At 67.4% G+C, this 15,878-nt stretch carries 14 protein-coding genes; 6 read left to right on the plus strand and 8 right to left on the minus strand.

Features of this window, described 5'->3' with window-relative positions; translation table 11 throughout:
- Positions 1 to 8: 8 nt before the first annotated feature.
- Positions 9 to 890, plus strand: coding sequence for a polysaccharide pyruvyl transferase family protein (locus JF543_RS05025; RefSeq protein WP_206822904.1), 882 nt, complete (start codon positions 9 to 11; stop codon positions 888 to 890).
- Here JF543_RS05025 and JF543_RS05030 read toward each other — a convergent pair.
- The 3 genes from JF543_RS05030 to JF543_RS05040 are packed head-to-tail and all read right to left on the minus strand — an operon-like array spanning position 865 to position 4,417.
- Positions 865 to 2,088, minus strand: a complete 1,224-nt coding sequence (locus JF543_RS05030) for a hypothetical protein (protein ID WP_206822906.1) — start codon at positions 2,086 to 2,088, stop codon at positions 865 to 867. The two genes, JF543_RS05025 and JF543_RS05030, sit on opposite strands and share 26 nt — an antisense overlap.
- Positions 2,089 to 2,112: 24 nt before the next feature.
- Positions 2,113 to 3,162 (minus strand): glycosyltransferase family 4 protein, encoded by a 1,050-nt coding sequence (locus JF543_RS05035; RefSeq protein WP_206820961.1) that lies wholly within the window; start codon positions 3,160 to 3,162, stop codon positions 2,113 to 2,115.
- Positions 3,163 to 3,193: 31 nt separating this feature from the next.
- Positions 3,194 to 4,417, minus strand: a complete 1,224-nt coding sequence (locus JF543_RS05040; RefSeq protein ID WP_206822908.1) for an acyltransferase family protein — start codon at positions 4,415 to 4,417, stop codon at positions 3,194 to 3,196.
- A gap of 80 nt (positions 4,418 to 4,497) precedes the next feature.
- On the opposite strand from JF543_RS05040, the gene JF543_RS05045 reads away from it, so the two are divergent.
- From JF543_RS05045 to JF543_RS05060, 4 genes are read left to right on the plus strand one after another with little or no spacing between them, the layout of a single operon-like run.
- Entirely contained in the window at positions 4,498 to 5,538 is a 1,041-nt protein-coding gene (locus JF543_RS05045) for a glycosyltransferase (RefSeq protein WP_206822910.1), read from the plus strand.
- Positions 5,523 to 6,503: a hypothetical protein gene (locus tag JF543_RS05050; protein ID WP_206822911.1), complete on the plus strand. Its 981-nt coding sequence runs from the start codon at positions 5,523 to 5,525 to the stop codon at positions 6,501 to 6,503. The genes JF543_RS05045 and JF543_RS05050 overlap by 16 nt, the downstream gene beginning before the upstream one ends.
- Positions 6,500 to 7,405 carry a hypothetical protein gene (locus JF543_RS05055; RefSeq protein WP_179411648.1) on the plus strand — a complete coding sequence of 302 codons (906 nt, stop codon included), beginning with the start codon at positions 6,500 to 6,502 and terminating at the stop codon, positions 7,403 to 7,405. Before JF543_RS05050 ends, JF543_RS05055 begins: the two co-directional genes overlap by 4 nt.
- Before the next feature lie 20 nt (positions 7,406 to 7,425).
- Positions 7,426 to 8,241: an alpha-1,2-fucosyltransferase gene (locus JF543_RS05060; protein ID WP_206822914.1), complete on the plus strand. Its 816-nt coding sequence runs from the start codon at positions 7,426 to 7,428 to the stop codon at positions 8,239 to 8,241.
- A gap of 12 nt (positions 8,242 to 8,253) precedes the next feature.
- Here the strand turns inward: JF543_RS05060 and JF543_RS05065 are convergent, their stop codons facing one another.
- A complete protein-coding gene (locus JF543_RS05065) occupies positions 8,254 to 10,065 on the minus strand; it encodes an ABC transporter ATP-binding protein (protein WP_179411646.1) in 1,812 nt (603 codons plus the stop codon).
- A gap of 145 nt (positions 10,066 to 10,210) precedes the next feature.
- Here JF543_RS05065 and JF543_RS05070 point away from each other — a divergent pair, with 145 nt between their 5' ends.
- A complete protein-coding gene (locus JF543_RS05070; protein ID WP_179411645.1) occupies positions 10,211 to 10,672 on the plus strand; it encodes a hypothetical protein in 462 nt (153 codons plus the stop codon).
- A gap of 34 nt (positions 10,673 to 10,706) precedes the next feature.
- Here JF543_RS05070 and JF543_RS05075 read toward each other — a convergent pair whose 3' ends face one another.
- From JF543_RS05075 to JF543_RS05090, 4 genes are read right to left on the minus strand one after another with little or no spacing between them, the layout of a single operon-like run.
- Complete coding sequence (locus JF543_RS05075) at positions 10,707 to 11,846, minus strand: glycosyltransferase (RefSeq protein ID WP_179411644.1); 1,140 nt, start codon at positions 11,844 to 11,846, stop codon at positions 10,707 to 10,709.
- Positions 11,843 to 12,880, minus strand: a complete 1,038-nt coding sequence (locus tag JF543_RS05080) for a glycosyltransferase family 4 protein (protein ID WP_206822916.1) — start codon at positions 12,878 to 12,880, stop codon at positions 11,843 to 11,845. The genes JF543_RS05075 and JF543_RS05080 overlap by 4 nt, the downstream gene beginning before the upstream one ends.
- Positions 12,877 to 14,010 (minus strand): glycosyltransferase family 4 protein, encoded by a 1,134-nt coding sequence (locus JF543_RS05085; protein ID WP_206822922.1) that lies wholly within the window; start codon positions 14,008 to 14,010, stop codon positions 12,877 to 12,879. The genes JF543_RS05080 and JF543_RS05085 overlap by 4 nt, the downstream gene beginning before the upstream one ends.
- The gene (locus tag JF543_RS05090; protein ID WP_347401098.1) at positions 14,010 to 15,866 is read right to left on the minus strand and encodes a glycosyltransferase; all 1,857 of its coding nucleotides are present in this window, start codon (positions 15,864 to 15,866) and stop codon (positions 14,010 to 14,012) included. The genes JF543_RS05085 and JF543_RS05090 overlap by 1 nt, the downstream gene beginning before the upstream one ends.
- Positions 15,867 to 15,878: the final 12 nt, after the last annotated feature.

Raw genomic sequence — 15,878 nt, forward strand, 5'->3', positions numbered from 1 at the left:
AAAGTGCAGTGCGACGACGCATGCGCCAGGCGCGTCGGCTGGGGGCAGCGGCGCTGCAACCCCGCGCCTGGGGCGCGCCGGTCGTGCCGGCGTACTGGTGGGACGGCCACCCGAACTTCGGAGATGCCCTCACTCCGTGGCTGCTACCGAAGTACGGGATCGTTCCGCTGTACCGTGAGCCGCGCCATGCGCGCCTGATCGGCGTCGGCAGCTTGCTGGAGTTCTGTGCGGAAGACTACGACGGAGCCATCTGGGGCACGGGCCTGATGACCGATGTCGAACGGCGGATGCCCAACGTGCAGGCGCTCGCCGTGCGCGGCCCCCTGACCGCGGAACGAATCGATGTGTCGGGGGCAGCATACGGTGATCCGGGTCTACTGGTCTCCCGTCACGTCGCCCGACCCGCGCGCCGCGCCGCCATCGCAGCGGTGCCGCACGGACATCACCGCTCTCACGCCGGTCTGACCGCGTTGTTGAAGAGCGAGCCGGGGCGCGTGCGCGATGTGAACGTGCACCGTGAGGCGGCGCCGACTGTGCGCGAGATCGCCGGGTGCGAGACCGTGCTCACGACGTCGTTGCACGGGCTGATCACCGCCGACGCGTACGGCATCCCCGCGGTGTGGACCGCTCTCGAACCGGCGCTCACCGGCGGCACCTTCAAGTTCCACGACTACGAGGCAGCCGTCACTCCCGGACGCACCCGCTACGTCGACTTCGACGACCTGCGCACCCTGGACGACGTGCAGCGCTTTGCGTGGGCGGCCGATGCGTCACGTGTGGCGGAGCTGTCGCGAGGACTGGAAGCCGCTCTGCCGCCGTTCGCTGGCGCAGCCGCCCCGATCACGGTGACGTTCCCCCGCGGTATCACGCGCGCGTTTCGCGGTGAATAGCGCGTGCGCGCACACGGGCGAGTCCGGCGCGCGCACCGGGTAGCGCCGCCAGCCGTGAGCGCGCCGCTCGTCGAAGACGCATCACAGCGTCGTGAGCCCGCCATGCGCCCGCCCCGAGGCGGTCGCGCACACGCCAGCGCCAGTTGACGTCGACCGCATACGCACGGATCTCGCGGTCGTAGGCGCTGTCCCCACCGAGAACACGGGCGACGTAGTCATCCCGGTGGGCAAGATACGTTTCGAGAGAAAAAGCGTGGGGGCAGAACCGCTCAAGCCCTCCGGCGATCTCTATCGTCAGTAAGGTGCGCAGACACTTGTCGCACTTCGAGCAGTTGCGCGTGCGCTCCGGACTCGGATCGATGCACACATCGAGGATGTGGGCCTCGGTGCGATGGATCAGCGCGACCGTTTTCTGCACGCGGGTCGACCCCGAACCCGCAGACGTAACCGCAACACCTCGGGTCGACAGAAGCGGCAGCGCGAGCGGTTCGGCGGCGGTGATTCTTCGCGTGCTGACGTCGTCGAACCGCCCGGCCGCGGAGATGAGAAGACGGCCGATGCCTGCGCCGAGCGCATGCGCGACGGCCACGTTCCGCAGCGTCACCGACTCCAGGAAGCCAATTCTCGGGTAGTGCTCATCGAGGTTGCTATCGACCCGCACGAAGGGCAGTCCCCACGACTCGGCGGCTTCCTGCAACGGCCGGCACCGTGCCTCCCAGAGCGCCCTACCCCCGGTGCCGTGCGCTCCCACGTTGTTGTTCACAAGGTGGGTGATGTGAAGCGAACGGGGCGCCGTACCGCGCCAGAAGTACTCCTCAACAGTCGCCAATGAGTCCACACCTCCCGAGAAGCCGGTGGCGACGCCATCCGCAGGCGCAGCCGCTTCTGCGACCTGCTCTGCCGACACGGCGACCCGCGTCGTGCCCGGATTCGTCAGCATCAACAGATTCTGCAGATCGCCGTTTACCTGGTGCAGCAACGTATCGGTCACCGTACCGCCCACGTGCAGAGCTCGGCCGGACTGCATCGCCGGCAACAACAGTGCGACGGCGACATGATCGGCGCGATCGCTGAGCAGGTGCGCATAGCGGCTCTCCACCGAGAACCACAGCGGTTTCGCGCCGGCAACGTCGGCGACGATCCGCGTCTGTCTTTCCACGATCTCCCGTCGTGGTGGAGAGGTGACGATGGTGTTCACAGCGAGGGACTCCAATCAAATCGCTCAGAGCAGCGATGCCCACACAGCGGCGTGGCCCTGGGCGCTGCGCTCCCAGGTGAACTCGGCAGCGTGCGCACGCGCGCTGCCGGTCGATCGTGCCAGAAGCGAGCCTGGCGAGGTGGCATCTATCAAGCCTGCGGCCATCGCTGAGCCGGTCGGTTCGACGAGCAGAGCATGCCCGCTGGCCACCTCCGGCAGACTGCTGGTGTTGGCCGCAACCACCGGCACACCGGCAGCCATCGCCTCCAACACGGGGAGGCCGAACCCCTCGTAGACAGAGGGGACGACCACGACCGACGCGGACGCCATCACTCCGGGCATCAGTTCGTCGGGCAGGCGACCGAGCAGCACTGTGCCGGGCATGCCCTCGAACAGCGACGTGCGGGTGGGGTGAGCTGGTCCGGCGAGAGCGAGCACCCAGTCGGGACGCTCGCGGTGCACCCGTGGCCACGCCTCGGCAAGAGCCGGAAGGTTTTTGCGGGCGGCGGCGCCACCGGCATGCAACACGTATGGGCGGTTCAGCCCTAGCGGGGAGAGCTGTTCGGTGCCAAGCGGCCGCGCATCGAGATAACGCGGATCGACGCCGTTGGGCACGACGTGCGGATTCTGCACCCCCAAGAACTCGACGGCCTCGTTTGCCGTGAACTCAGAGACACAGATCACCGCTGAAGCCCGTCGTGCCTCGTGAATCGCGGCCGGCACCGGCGCCGACTCATCGGCGAACCGCCACGCGACCACATCGTGCAGCGTGATCACGTCGGCGTGCGGTGACGGCGGCAGCTCGAGCGAGGTGCGGTGAGACACTGTGTCGCCCCGGAACAACGTGCGACCCAGTGCGCGGCGCACAGATGCAGGTGCCCTCGCGACCTTGCCGAGCGGGAGACGACGATTGCCGGGTAAGGGGGAGCGCATCGACCGGAACACCAGCTCACGCACCGACCACGCCGGTCCCATGGCTTCCGCCGCGCGCGCGATCACCTGCGCCTCATAGGCTTGCGCACCCATCGGTGTGTCTGTGGCGATGCGCGCGATGCTGAGCCGTGGCTGTGACATATGGACCCCCGAGTGTTCTTGCCCCGTTCCATCATGGATGAGGGACGGGCTCGTCCGCTCTGCGCACTACGTGAGGGAAGCGCCGCACCGCATACCTGTGGCTGGGGCGTTCGACGAGCCGATACAGCGCCTCGGCAGCACAGCTCACGATCACCAACGCCACCACGCCGCCGTACAGGAGCACCACGACCGGATTCCCCGGAAGCACGGCGATGATCGGCCACATCAGCAGCACAATCGGCTGATGCATCAGGTAGAAGCTGTACGAACGCGTGCCCGCCTTGTCGAGGGTGCGCACCACCGGGGATTGAGCGAAGAGCGCGAACAGCCAGACCAAAGCTGCACCGCATATGCCCCACAATGTCAGGTTGATGCCCGGTGGAACGTCCAGGGTGCTCGCCGCGACCGCAGCGAGCGTCGTCGCGCCGGCCGCGAGCATCGCCAGGGTGCGGTTTCGGTGCGTCGGATCGAGCGCCGTCGACCCCGGCCGCATCAACACCATGGCGAGCACCATGCCCATCACGAACTGCACGAGGCGAATCGGCAGGGTGTGACTGGAGCTGAAGAATGCGTCGACGGCATTGCCGGAACTCAGTTGTGAACCGACCCACCAGGTGCTGAAACTCAGCGCGATAGCAGCGAGCACGAGTACCGTACCGCCGACGCGGTGCAACAGCACGATGAGTAGTGGGAACAGCAGATACAGCAGGATCTCTAGCGAGACGCTCCACAGCGAACCGTTGATCGCACCGAGGTTCGATGGGAACACGGTCTGAATGGCGAAGACATGAAGCAGCAGATCTCGCACGCTCGCACGCTCTGCCACCACGAGATCCCAGGCCGGGCCCAGCGCGAGGACCGCGGCGATCGCGAGCGCCGTCCAGTACGCGGGGAGGATACGCCACATGCGGCGCCCATAGAACTGTCCGACGTTCAAGGACCGGCCACGTGCCACGAGCGGCAGCGTCAGGACGAAGCCGGACAGCACGATGAAGACGTCGACGCCGTGGGCTCCGACTTGCGTGGCGGAAGAGACAAGCCGGGGAAGGCCGAGCCCACCCCAGTATGCAGCGGCGTGGCAGATGAACACGGCCAGCGCTGCCAACCCGCGCAACGCGTCGAGCCCCCCGATCCGAGGTTGCTTCATGTTCGTTCCCCTTTGCGCGCACACGTGACTTGAGGATAAGCCACGGCGGCGCTCAGGAGGAGCGTCAGAACGGGAGCGCTCCGACAGCTCCGGCGTCTGGCCGACCACGAACGCATCTGCAGCGCCTCCGATACCCGAACGGATCCGACTCCGCATGGCACAAGTATGCACGCGGGTGGATACCCACGGTGGCTGGCGGCGGTTCGCCTATGGTAGACGGGGGCCTCGGAGTAGAGGAAGAGGATGGGGATCTTGTGAACGAACGTAGTGCGGTCGTCGTCGTCGCAACGTACAAGCGACCGGACCACGTCCGGACGTGCCTCGAGCACATCCGGCAGCAGACACGGAAACCGCAACGTATCGTGGTCGTCGATGCGTCGCCAGACATCCTCACCGAGGCAGTAGTCGCAGAGTTCCCCGAAGTCGACTACCGGCGCAATGATCTCGGTATCGGGACGCTGGCTGCGTCGCGGGCCATCGGTGTTCAGGGCGCGACAGAGGACGTCATCGCGTTCATCGATGACGACGCATATGCAGAGCCACAATGGCTCGCCGAGATTCTGAGAGCCTTTGATGCGCCCGGGGTGGGCGCGGTCGGCGGCAGGGCCGATAACAACCGTCCGGAAGAGGAACGGGAAGGCTGGGACCGCATCGGGCGTTTTCTGCCCAACGGCACTCTGACGGGTAACTTCGGCGCGGACCCCGGGCGGATCGTCGAGACCGATCACATGCTCGGAGCCAACATGAGCGTGAGCTCGAACGCACTGCGCGCCATCGGAGGTATACACGACTACTACCCCGGCACATGTCTGCGCGAGGATTCCGACCTCGCCTTGCGCGTCAAGCTCGCCGGATACCGTGTGGTGTTCGCACCCCGAGCGGTCGTCCTGCATGTTGCGGGCGAGTACGCCAAGGGCAAGCGCTTCGATCTGCGCTACCGGTTCTATGCGGCGCGCAACCATGTCCTTCTGCTGACCACGGTGCTCGGCTGGCGGGATCCCCACCTGCTACGGCACATCGCCCGAGTGCTGCGTATGGCAATACGTGAAGTGTGGGAAGGCGTGACCGGAACAGTCGCCAAGCCGACCGTTCGGGCGAAGGTGCGTCGGCTCGGCGGAGGGATGGCGCGAGCCGGCGCCGATCTCGTCGGTACCTGTGTCGGTCTTGGCGCTTCACTCAAACCGAACGACCGCGCGTACTCAGCGTCGTCGGAATGGAAGGCAAGTTGAACGACGGCCCTGTCCGGGCCGTGTATGTCGTGCTGACTCACCGGAACTGGGCGCAGGTGCGCCGCCTCGCCGGGGCGATACTGGCTTCCAGCCCGGACGCGCGCGTGCTGCTCGCGCACGATGCGCGGAGCGAAGTGTTTCCTGCGCACCTCGATGACCCGCGTATTCGCGTGTTCGTGCATGGGCTCGAGTGCGACTGGGGCTCGTGGGAGCTCGTCGAGGCGACGCTACGAGCGATGGAGCGAGCGCGGGAACTCTGGGACCCGCAACTGGTTACCTTGATCTCGGGCGACGACTATCCGATGCGCCGCCTGCCGGATTGGGAACGAGAGGCGCTCGCGGCATCCGGCTGGATCGGAGAAGCTCATGCGCTGACGTATCGGCCTCGCTGGGGTCGTCGGCGTGGCGAGGGCGACGACCGGCTGAACCGATACACATTCTTCTGGTTTCGTGCGTCCGACGAGAACAGGTCGCTCGGTCTGCCCGAATGGCTCCGCGCGTTTGCGTCTCGTGTGCGCCGGGCACTCGCCGTCCGGCTCGAACCGGTGTTCGGGGTTCGCTACGTTACTCGAGGGCGCGGACGGTACTTCGGAGTTCGGCGTCCGACACCGTTCACCCGTGCGATGCCCTGCCATATCGGCGCGCAGTGGGTAGCTCTTCGCCGGCACGAGCTTGACGTTCTTCTGGACGAGGACTTGGCGCCGCGCTCACGGTTGCGGCGGTTCTACCGAAGGACCATCATCCCCGACGAGTCTGCGTTGGTCACCCCTCTCAGCTGGCGAGGTGCGCCCGCGGATCTGCCGCCGGTGACCCTGTATCAGTGGGACCCTGCGCTTGATACCACGATCACCTGGACGCATAATGATCTCGATCGACTCCTCGCATCCGGTGCGCCGTTCTGCCGCAAGATCGATGCAGACCGTAGCGGTGCGCTGATGGACTCTCTCGACAGGCTGATTGCATGAGCGACCCAGACGCACTGCGGATCAACGCCTACGTGCTCGTCGCTGATCCGAGTTATCTGCGCGAGAGCCTGGGCGCGTATTACTCCAGCGTGGAGCGCATAGTGGTGTCGTACGATCGCACCGCGACCTCGTGGACGGGCACCCCTTTGCCGATCGAGCAGTGTCTCGAGATCATCTCTGAGGTCGATGTCGAGGGCAAGTGCATACTTGCCCCGGGCGATTTTGCGCGCCTCGATCACACGCCGCTGGAGAACGATACGCATCAGAGACAGGTGGCACTCGACCAGGCATCGGACGGTGCGGACTGGGTGATGCAGCTCGATACGGACGAGGTTCTCAGCGACCCGCAGACCTTCTTCGTGATGCTGCGGCGGGCGGCCGCAGCGGGAGCGGGAGGGCTCGACTATCCGGCTCGCTGGCTCTACACCCGCACGGGACGCGGACGATACCTCGAAGCGAGCAATAGATGGTGGCGACGAGCAGCCTCGTACCCGGGCCCGGTCGCAGTGCGAGCCGGAACCCGGTTGCGTCACGCGCGTCAGGCCGACGTGCCTCTGTTCCGGGTCGACTTCAGGACACGGAACTCAGACCCGTGGCGCGGGAGGGATTCGCCGGTGCACACGACTGTGGATGCGTCGCAGGCCATCCTGCACTTCTCTTGGGTGCGCGATCTGGATGTCCTCCGTCGCAAGTTCGGGTGGTCCGGGCACACGCACGCCATGCGCCCTCCTGCCGTCTTGAGGCGGTGGCTCTGGCGAACGAAGCACCCACTGCTGACGGTGCTGATGACGCCGTTGCGTCGAAAGGGCGACGCGCGGTATCGGCTCGTGCGTATAGCGGAACCACCGGGCGGCAGCCCGATTCGGGTGGACTACTCGGTGAGGGCAGCGGCGGGTGAATAGCGATGGGCTTCGCGCGCCGCGTGAAGCGGCTGACCCGGCACAGTATCGACAACGGTCGACAGCGCCTGGGCGCCGCTGTTGACACGCTCAGGCGAGGCGACAACTCTGTGGTGTGGGCGCCACAAGCGGGCCTCAGGCTCGGAAACCTGCTGTACTTGTGGCTGCACGCGCATCAACAGTCGGCGATCGGAACACCCGTCGTCGTCGTGGAGACGCAAGGCATGCAGGATTGGTGGGAACAGTTCCCTGCGCTGCGGTCGTTGAGTGTCACACGGGCAGAAGTCCGGTTCTCAGACCGACGCGAATGGGACGCGACCTGGCTTTACCAGCGTTTCGGCGTGGACTTCGAGCGCGCGGAACTTCGGGCGTTCATCCATGACGTGTTCGCGGATCGTGCTGCGGGCGCCGTGGACGAGAGACTGGTGGTCAACGTTCGGCGCGGAGACTTCTATGGAACGGAGTTCGAGGCGAAGCACGGTTTCGACGTCATCGGCTACACGACGGCGGCAGTGGAGCGCTTCCCTGCTGAGCAGCGCGTACTGGTCGTCTCAGACGATCCGGAGTGGTGTCGCTGCCACCTCGGAGATCACCTGAGGTCGCGGTTCCGTGACGTCGAGTACGCCGCTCCCGACCCGCTGCAGAATCTGCTGGCACTCGCCAGCGCGCGGCGGCTCATCGGCGCCAACTCCACGTTCTCGTACTGGGGCGCGTACATCGCCGACGCCCTGCATCCCGACGTGGAGATCGTGATGCCCCGCTTTCACGCGCGAATGGCGCACGGCACCGACGCGCACCAGCTCGATCCCAGATGGACTGCGCTCGCGGGCTTCCACTGAGTCGGAGCCCGGCTACTCGAGCTTTCCCAGCTCCACGAGCCTCGCGAACTCCTCGTTCGCCTGACGCACTTCGTCGAACGTGCCACGCGTCGCGATGCGACCCGACTCCAAGAAGATCAGCGTGTCGGCGTTTCGCACGGTCGACAGCCGGTGCGCGACGATCAGCACCGTCATGCTTCCCCGCAGACGATCCAAGGTCGTCGCGATCTCGTGCTCGGTCGCGTTGTCGAGCGCGCTCGTCGCCTCATCGAGCACCAGCACCCGGGGCCGACGGTACAGTGCCCGTGCCAGGCCGATGCGCTGGCGCTGCCCTCCCGACAGGCGCACGCCGCGATCGCCGACCATCGTGTCGAATCCGTGCGGCAGGTCCGCGATGAGCGCATCGAGTTGCGCGACCGAGGCCACTTCCCGCATGCGGTCGGGGTCGATGTCCTTCGGGGCGATGCCGAAGGCGATGTTCGCGGCGACAGTGTCGTCCGATAAGAAGACTTCCTGTGGCACGACACCGAGTCCTGAGTACCAGGTCGCCAGATCCTCGTCGATCGGGCGTCCACCGCAGGAGATGGATCCTGAGGTGGGGGCGAGTAGCCCGAGCACGAGGTCGAGCAGAGTGCTCTTGCCGGCGCCGCTCGAACCGACGAACGCGGTTGTCTCGTTCGCCGGGATGCGCAGCGAGAGTCCGTCCAGCACCGGGCGGTCCGCGTCGGCGTATTGGAACGTCACGTGGTCGAGCTCGATGTCGCCGCGGTACGGCGCGCCGACCGTCGCGCGCGCGTCGTGTACACCGTCGGACTCGAGCTCTGCGAGCGCTTCGGTGAAGATGCGGAGTCCGGCGCGTCCCGCGCGCATGGTCCCGACGTTCGCGGTGATGCGGTTGAGAGTCGGTAGCGCGCGCATGGACGCCGCAGCGAACAGTCCGAGGACGGGCAGGACCTGGTCGGCCTGGCCCGTCGCGAACAACAGCACGGCGATGCCGACGATCGCCAGGATGAAGCTGACCTCGAGCAGATACCGCGGGATGTCCGAGAGCACGGCCATCAGCCGAGACTGGTGCGCTCCGTCGAGCTTGGCTCGGCGATATCCGTCGATGAACCGGTCGGCGCTGCCTGTCAGACGGGTCTCGCGAAACCCGTCGAGCCCCGGCATCAGCGATTGCCACGCCCGCAGTCCGGCTTCGGCGAGGTTCTCTCCGATGCGCAGCTGGCGTCGGCGCAGCACGTGCTGAACGCCGAACACCAAAAGGCCGAAGAGTGCGACCGCGAAAACGGTGACACCGGGTGAGCTGACCAGGAGCACGGCGACGATCGCGGTGAGAACCAGCGCATCCGTGAACAGCGTCAGCCCGGCCAGCAGTACGCTGGCCGACTGGTTGGTCGCGTCATTGATGTTGCGGTAGACCGTGCTCAGACTGCGCTGACGGTGCTGACCGTAGGGGGCGAGCACATACCGCCGCATCAGTTCGACCGATGCCAGAGCCGACAGTCGCGTCGTGCGACCCAGCAGCCACCAGCGGAAGAGCAAAGAGCCTGCGCTCTTGAAGACGAATGCCAGCGCGACACCACCCGCCACGACGGGAATGAGGACCTGCAGGTCGGTCGTGCCGAGCAGATCGGCGATGAGTCGGTTCGCGCCCTCCAACGGACCCGACGAGGTGACGAGCTGCATCAGCGGGATCATGGCGGCCACGCCGACCAGATCGAGCGCGGCGAGAATGACCGAGGCGATCACGGTGGTGACGATCCAGCGTGATGGCTTTGCGCCGGTGACTCTCAGCAGCGCCAGCATCTGCGCGACTACACCCGGGTTGTTGTGCACGTCAGCCATCCCGGAACCCCTACATCTCGCGGCATCACGGGGTTTCCGTGGGCCTTGCCATACGCTAGCATTGTCGCGTTGGCGCGGCCGCGTCATGGGATTCTGCATCACGCACTGGGGCAAACGGCGGGATGCATGACACTGGGGGCATCACATGTCTGAAACCGAACAGAACGGCATCAGCCGGCGCACGGTGACCAAGGCTATGGCCTGGGCAGTTCCGGCTGTGGCCGTCGCATCGACGGTACCGACGGCAGCCGCGTCGTGCATTCCGACAATCAGTCTGGGGCCGGGTAGCTGTAAGTGTCCGGGGCAGAGCACCAACAGCCCCTGGTACTACTTCCTCCGCGTGTGCGCAGGCGGAACGGCCTGCCCGATCGGATCGCTGACGATCACGATCACGAAGGTTGTGTCGAACAGTGGCATCACCATCTGGCAAGGCTCCGAGCAGGTCGGCGTCGACGGTTGCGTGATCATCCAAGGAAGTTCGTCGAATAGCGCGAACTTCCTCGACATCTACTACAGCATCGACGGTGACGCGCAGAGCCCGACTCGCGTCAACGCCCCGCCGGACTGCGACAAGACCCCCGACCCGATCGGACGTTGCGCGCGCTGATCGCGAGGAAGCTCCTGCGATGCGCGCGCGGGAGCTACCGCCGGTCGGACGTCGGCGTGATGAGTTTCTCGAAGACTTCGCGGAGCTGATCCACCCGATCCGTCCAGCCCGCCGAAGCCAGGGCATCGGTTGAGGCCATGGCTTCAAGGGAGTCCGCCGCGAGGCGAGCAAGGAGGTCGGCGACCTCACCGGAGAACGACGACGACGCATTGCCGACGACAACGTTCGGTGCGTCTCGGAACCCCGCGACCGGCGTCGACACGACCGGCTTGCCGACGGCCTGATACTCATAGAGCTTGATCGGGTCGAGGCTCTCGGTGAAGTCGGTCACCACGTGCGGCACAACGAGCACGTCGGCGTGTTGCAGATACGCCGGCACCGCATCGCGAGGCTTGGCCCCGAGCACCACGACGCCGTTCCTCTGCAAGGCTGCGGTGTCTTCGACGCCCAGGGCGTTCGGTCCGACGAGCACCAGTGTGCCCTCCGCGCCCAGCGCTCGGGCGGTCTCGACACACAGCTCCACATCCAACCGGTCGCGGTGCAGAGTCCCGACGTACACCGCGGTGCGTCCTGCGGGCAGATCAGCCGGCCGTTCCATCGGCACCCGGTAGCGCTCCACATCGACCGCGTTGCGCACCAGCACGATGTCATCACGCTGGCCGCTCTTGCGGCGCACCAACTCCGGCGAGCAGGCAACCACGCTTGCCGCGTGCTGCAACAACCACTCTTCGCCACCGACCAACCGTGCGCGCTCGGCATCCGGACGATCGGCGACCACCCAGTCGTCAGTCATGTCGTACAGCGTCGGCCAGTCGGTCAGCTGCGCAACGGCGGCAGCGCCCGGATCGTTGATCCACAGCAGCGGCTGACTCATACCGAGTCGCTGCGCCGCACGAATCACGGCCCGAGCGATCCGGGCATCCGCCGCACGATCCACCCGTCGGGGCAGGGGCTTGACCGGACGGAACGTCCACAGCCGCTCCATCACCTCACGCGGCGCGTGCCCGAACGAGGGCCGTGACCCGCCGCGCACGGCGTGCAGCGGGTCATCCGATGGCTCGACGAACAGCACGCGCAGCTCGGGGTCACGCGCGAGCAGCCCCGACACCAGGTACTGATTGCGCCGCCAGACGTCGTCCCACGCCTCGAGTGACACCACGACAAGATCGGTCATCGACGTTCTCCCGCGATTGCGGCGCGGTAGACCGCCTCGGTCTGATCAGCCTGCGCGCGCAACGTGAACCTGCTGCGTTGCACGGCTCGTTGTGCGGCGCCCAGTTCGTCGCGCCGCTGCGCGTCTGATGCCAACTCCCGCAACCGTAAAGCCGCCCCGTCGACGTCTGCGGCAGCGAACAGCGCGCCACCCTCGACGCCTCCGATCGTGTCGAGGTGCCCTCCCGCCGCGCTCGCGACAACCGGTAGTCCCGACGCCATCGCCTCGATGACGGTCAGCCCGAGTCCCTCGTTCGGCGTCGTCGCCACGAGCATTCCCGACGTCTGCATCAGGTGCGGCAGATCGTCTCGAAAGCCGAGAAAATCGACGGCGTCCGCAATGTCCAGCTCGGCGACGAGCGCGCGCAACTCGGCCTCCTGCGCCCCGATACCCGCGATCTGCAACGTCCACCCATCGGCGGCGACCCCCGACGCCGCGAATGCTCGGATGCCCAGCGCGGTCTGCTTCTCGGGCTGCAGTCGCTGCGCCATCAGCACCGTTCGCGTGCGTTCGAGGCCGGAGAGTTCTACCGGATCCACCCCGGAGTGCACGACTGTCGACGGCACGTGGATCGAGTCGGCGACGGCGCGGCTGATCGCGATCTCGGCATCCAGCATCCGCTCCACCACGCGATACGGCAGCCCCGGTCCGCGGGTTCCGCGACGCAGTGCAAAGTGCCGCGTCGACACCAACGCAGCCTGTCGCGGACCGCCAAGGCGACTTGTCGCCGCTGCGATGTCGGCGGCGGTCATATGCGAGTTGACGACGTCGACGTCGATCGAGCGGATCGCTTTCACCGCCGCGCGGATGCTCGTCACCGGCACGAACCGTACGCCCGCGTCGCGCAGGGGACCGGCCAGCGCATCGGACGCACCACCGGCGACGAACACGTCGTGCCCGTCGGTGGCCTGCACGATCGCCAGGCGACGTACGAACTGCTCGACCCCTGCGAACCGGTCCGAGACGATCACGTGCAGAATCCGCAGAGGCGTCATGAGGCAGCCCGCCCGGCACGCTCGGGCGCCACACGTTCGAGTAGCGTGACGTACTGCTCGGCCGTGGCCCGCCACGACAGGTGCTCGACGCTCGCCCGGCAGGCCTCGTGCCAGTCCGCGACGTCCGTCGCGGCGATGCGCTCCATGGCGTCGGCGAAGGCCGCCGCCGAGCGCTCGACCAGGTAGCCGTTCTCGCCGTCCGCGATCACATCGGGCGCGCACCCCACCGGCGCCGAGATCACCGGCACACCGCTAGCGAGTGCCTCGGTGATCACCAAACCGTACGACTCGTAGACGCTCGGGAAGACGAACATGTCGGATGCCGCGAAGTAGGCCGGCAGGTCGGATCGCGGCCCTACGAACAGCACTCGATCGGCGACGCCGGCTGCCTCGGCGCGCTTGCGCATCCGCTCGATGGCCGATGCATACCCGCCGACGATCAGCAGCAGCACGGTGGGCGCGTGCACGAGCGCGTCGATCGCGATGGGCACGCCCTTGCGGTCGAGCTCGTGCCCGATGAACAGCGCCACGCGGTGCTCGTCGTCGAGGTTCAACGCGGCACGCGCCTGCGCCCGCTGCTCGAACGTCGGGGGAGCGAAACGGTCGAGGTCGACGCCATGGGGAATCACGGTCACCGGGGGCGCGACCCGGCCGTACACGTCGCGCAGCACGTCGACCTCGCGGTCGGTGAGCGCGACGATGCCACGGTGCGCGTGCCCTCGGTAGCGCAGGCGATCACGCACGAACGTGAAGGTATGCAGGGGATTGCGCAGCATCCGCCACACGGTGTCGCCGCGGGCGCGCATCGCCGCCATCACCACCCCGTGGTTGACGTAGAGATCGCCGGTCATCACCGCGTTGTGGCAGATCGAGACCGCGCCGGGCCGCTCGGCGAGGAATCGCTTGGCCTTGCGCGTGCCGGCGATCGAGAAGTCGATGGCGTACCAGACGCGTGAGAGGCGGTGCAGGAACAATGAACGGAACCGTTTGCGCGCATGCCCGCGCGCGTCGTCGGCGGTGAACGATTCGACCGTGTGCCCGAGTTCGCGCAGGTGCGCGCCCAGTTGGTTCGCGCTGCCGGCGACGCCGGACCCCGATCCGATCACGGGGATGATCTGCACGATGTGCATCACGCCTCCTTTCGGAAGCGCGCCTCGACGCGCACCGGGCCGAGGCGGTACAGCGCGGCGCGACGTCGCGCGGCGGCACCGCGCTCGCCGCGCAACACGAGCGCACGAACGGATGCCCCCCACCACGCGGCCAGGCGAGCGGATGCCCACCCACCGGCGCCGAAGTGCTTGCGCAGATAACGTTCCTGCGAGGCGAAGAACATCGCATCCCGGCGGCGCGGATCCGAGCTCGTGCCCGCTCCCACGTGCATCGCCTGCACCTCTTCGACGACACCGTGTCGCCAACCGAGCAGGTGTGCCCGGTACGCCCAGTCGGTCTCCTCGGCGTACAGGAAGAACCGCTCATCGAGCCCGCCGACCTGCGCGAGCGCCTCGGCGCGCAGCAGTAGCACCGAACCGATGACGAATCCGTGGCGGTCCGAGCGCATCCGCCCGAGTCCGAGGGCATCCACCCACGACCCGAACGGCGACGGGAAGGGCCACCGCACCCGCGCGGACTTGCCGCTCTCGTCGACCTGCGCCGGTCCGACGCTCGCGAGCGTCGGACCCGCGCGCAGCCGCTGGTGCAGGAGCTGCACGTCGTCGGCGCCGATGACCGCGTCGGGGTTCAGCAGCAGCACATCGGCGTCCGCGTGGCCCGGTTCGCGCAGTGCGAGGTTCACGGCCGCACCGAAGCCGAGGTTCGCACCAGGATCGATGTAGCGCACGCCGAGGTCGGCGCACAGCTCGCGGATCTCGGGCATCGACGAATTGTCGACGACCGTCACAGGTAGTCCGCTGACCGGTTCGAGCGCGCGCCGCAGCATCTCGGGCCCGCCGTAGGCGACCACGACGATCCGCAGCTCGCGGTGGCCGGCATCCGTCGACGTTCTGGCCGCCGCGCGGTAGAGCCGCTGGTACTGGTCTGTGACGGCATCCCACGAACACTCCGCGGCGCGCGTGAAGCCCGTCGCGCGCAATGCGTCGCGTTCGGAACCGGCCGCCCGCAGCAGAGCTCCTGCGAGTGCGGTCGGGTCACCGTGCGGCACGACGAGCCCCGCCCCACCGACCACGTCGGGCAGGGCACCCGCGTCGCTGGACACCACCGGAACACCGGTCGCCATCGCCTCGACGGCCACGCGGCCGAACTGCTCGGTCCAGCGCGCGGTCGGCACTGACGGGACGGCGAGCACGTCGAGCGACGCGTAGAACTCACCCATCCGCTCGGGGGCCACGGCGCCGACGAGCTCGACGCGATCGGCGACGCCCAACACCTCAGCCCGCGACGTGATCTCGGTGGCCAGCGGCCCGCTGCCGGCCAGGCGCGCTCGCAGCCGCGGCTGCTCGGATACCGCCTCGAGCAGCACCTGCACGCCCTTCTCTTCGACGAGACGCCCGACGAATCCGACCACAACTGGGCCGCCGGCATGCGGATGCCCGCGATCGGCGTCCACGCTGGCATCCTCAGGAGCGCCCGCCTCGGCATCCGTCGAGGCATCCACCCCGAGCGGGATCAGCGTCGGCGCCCCGGGGAACCCCTTCGCGACGCAGATCTCACCGGCCGCGCTGTTGCACACCGATAGTCCCGCCGCGCCGCGCAGCGCGGCCCGCTCGAACCACCGGAACGGCACCGGGTAGCGCTTGGCGATGTTCTGTGCGGAGTAGAGCACGTAAGGTGCCGGTTGGCGGCGCAGCCAACGAAGCAGCAGCACCTCGGCGGTCACGACGGCGAATGGCTCCTCGTGGAGGTCGATCACATCCCAGTCGCCACCCAGCGCACGCCACAGCGCGAGGGGGGAGTAGAGGAACAATGCAGGGTGCCTGCCGAACGTGCGAGCCGGCAGCACCCACTGCTCGGCATCGGTATCAAGTGACACCGGCACCCCACC

The organism is Microbacterium esteraromaticum (genome assembly GCF_017303215.1).
Taxonomy (GTDB): Bacteria; Actinomycetota; Actinomycetes; order Actinomycetales; family Microbacteriaceae; genus Microbacterium; species Microbacterium esteraromaticum_C.

Coding starts and splice junctions, on each gene's coding strand:
- JF543_RS05035 (WP_206820961.1), bottom strand. CDS start 3,162: ATGTCACAGCCACGGCTCAGCATCGCGCGCATCGCCACAGACACACCG.
- JF543_RS05050 (WP_206822911.1), top strand. CDS start 5,523: ATGGAAGGCAAGTTGAACGACGGCCCTGTCCGGGCCGTGTATGTCGTG.
- JF543_RS05055 (WP_179411648.1), top strand. CDS start 6,500: ATGAGCGACCCAGACGCACTGCGGATCAACGCCTACGTGCTCGTCGCT.
- JF543_RS05065 (WP_179411646.1), bottom strand. CDS start 10,065: ATGGCTGACGTGCACAACAACCCGGGTGTAGTCGCGCAGATGCTGGCG.
- JF543_RS05070 (WP_179411645.1), top strand. CDS start 10,211: ATGTCTGAAACCGAACAGAACGGCATCAGCCGGCGCACGGTGACCAAG.
- JF543_RS05075 (WP_179411644.1), bottom strand. CDS start 11,846: ATGACCGATCTTGTCGTGGTGTCACTCGAGGCGTGGGACGACGTCTGG.
- JF543_RS05080 (WP_206822916.1), bottom strand. CDS start 12,880: ATGACGCCTCTGCGGATTCTGCACGTGATCGTCTCGGACCGGTTCGCA.
- JF543_RS05085 (WP_206822922.1), bottom strand. CDS start 14,010: ATGCACATCGTGCAGATCATCCCCGTGATCGGATCGGGGTCCGGCGTC.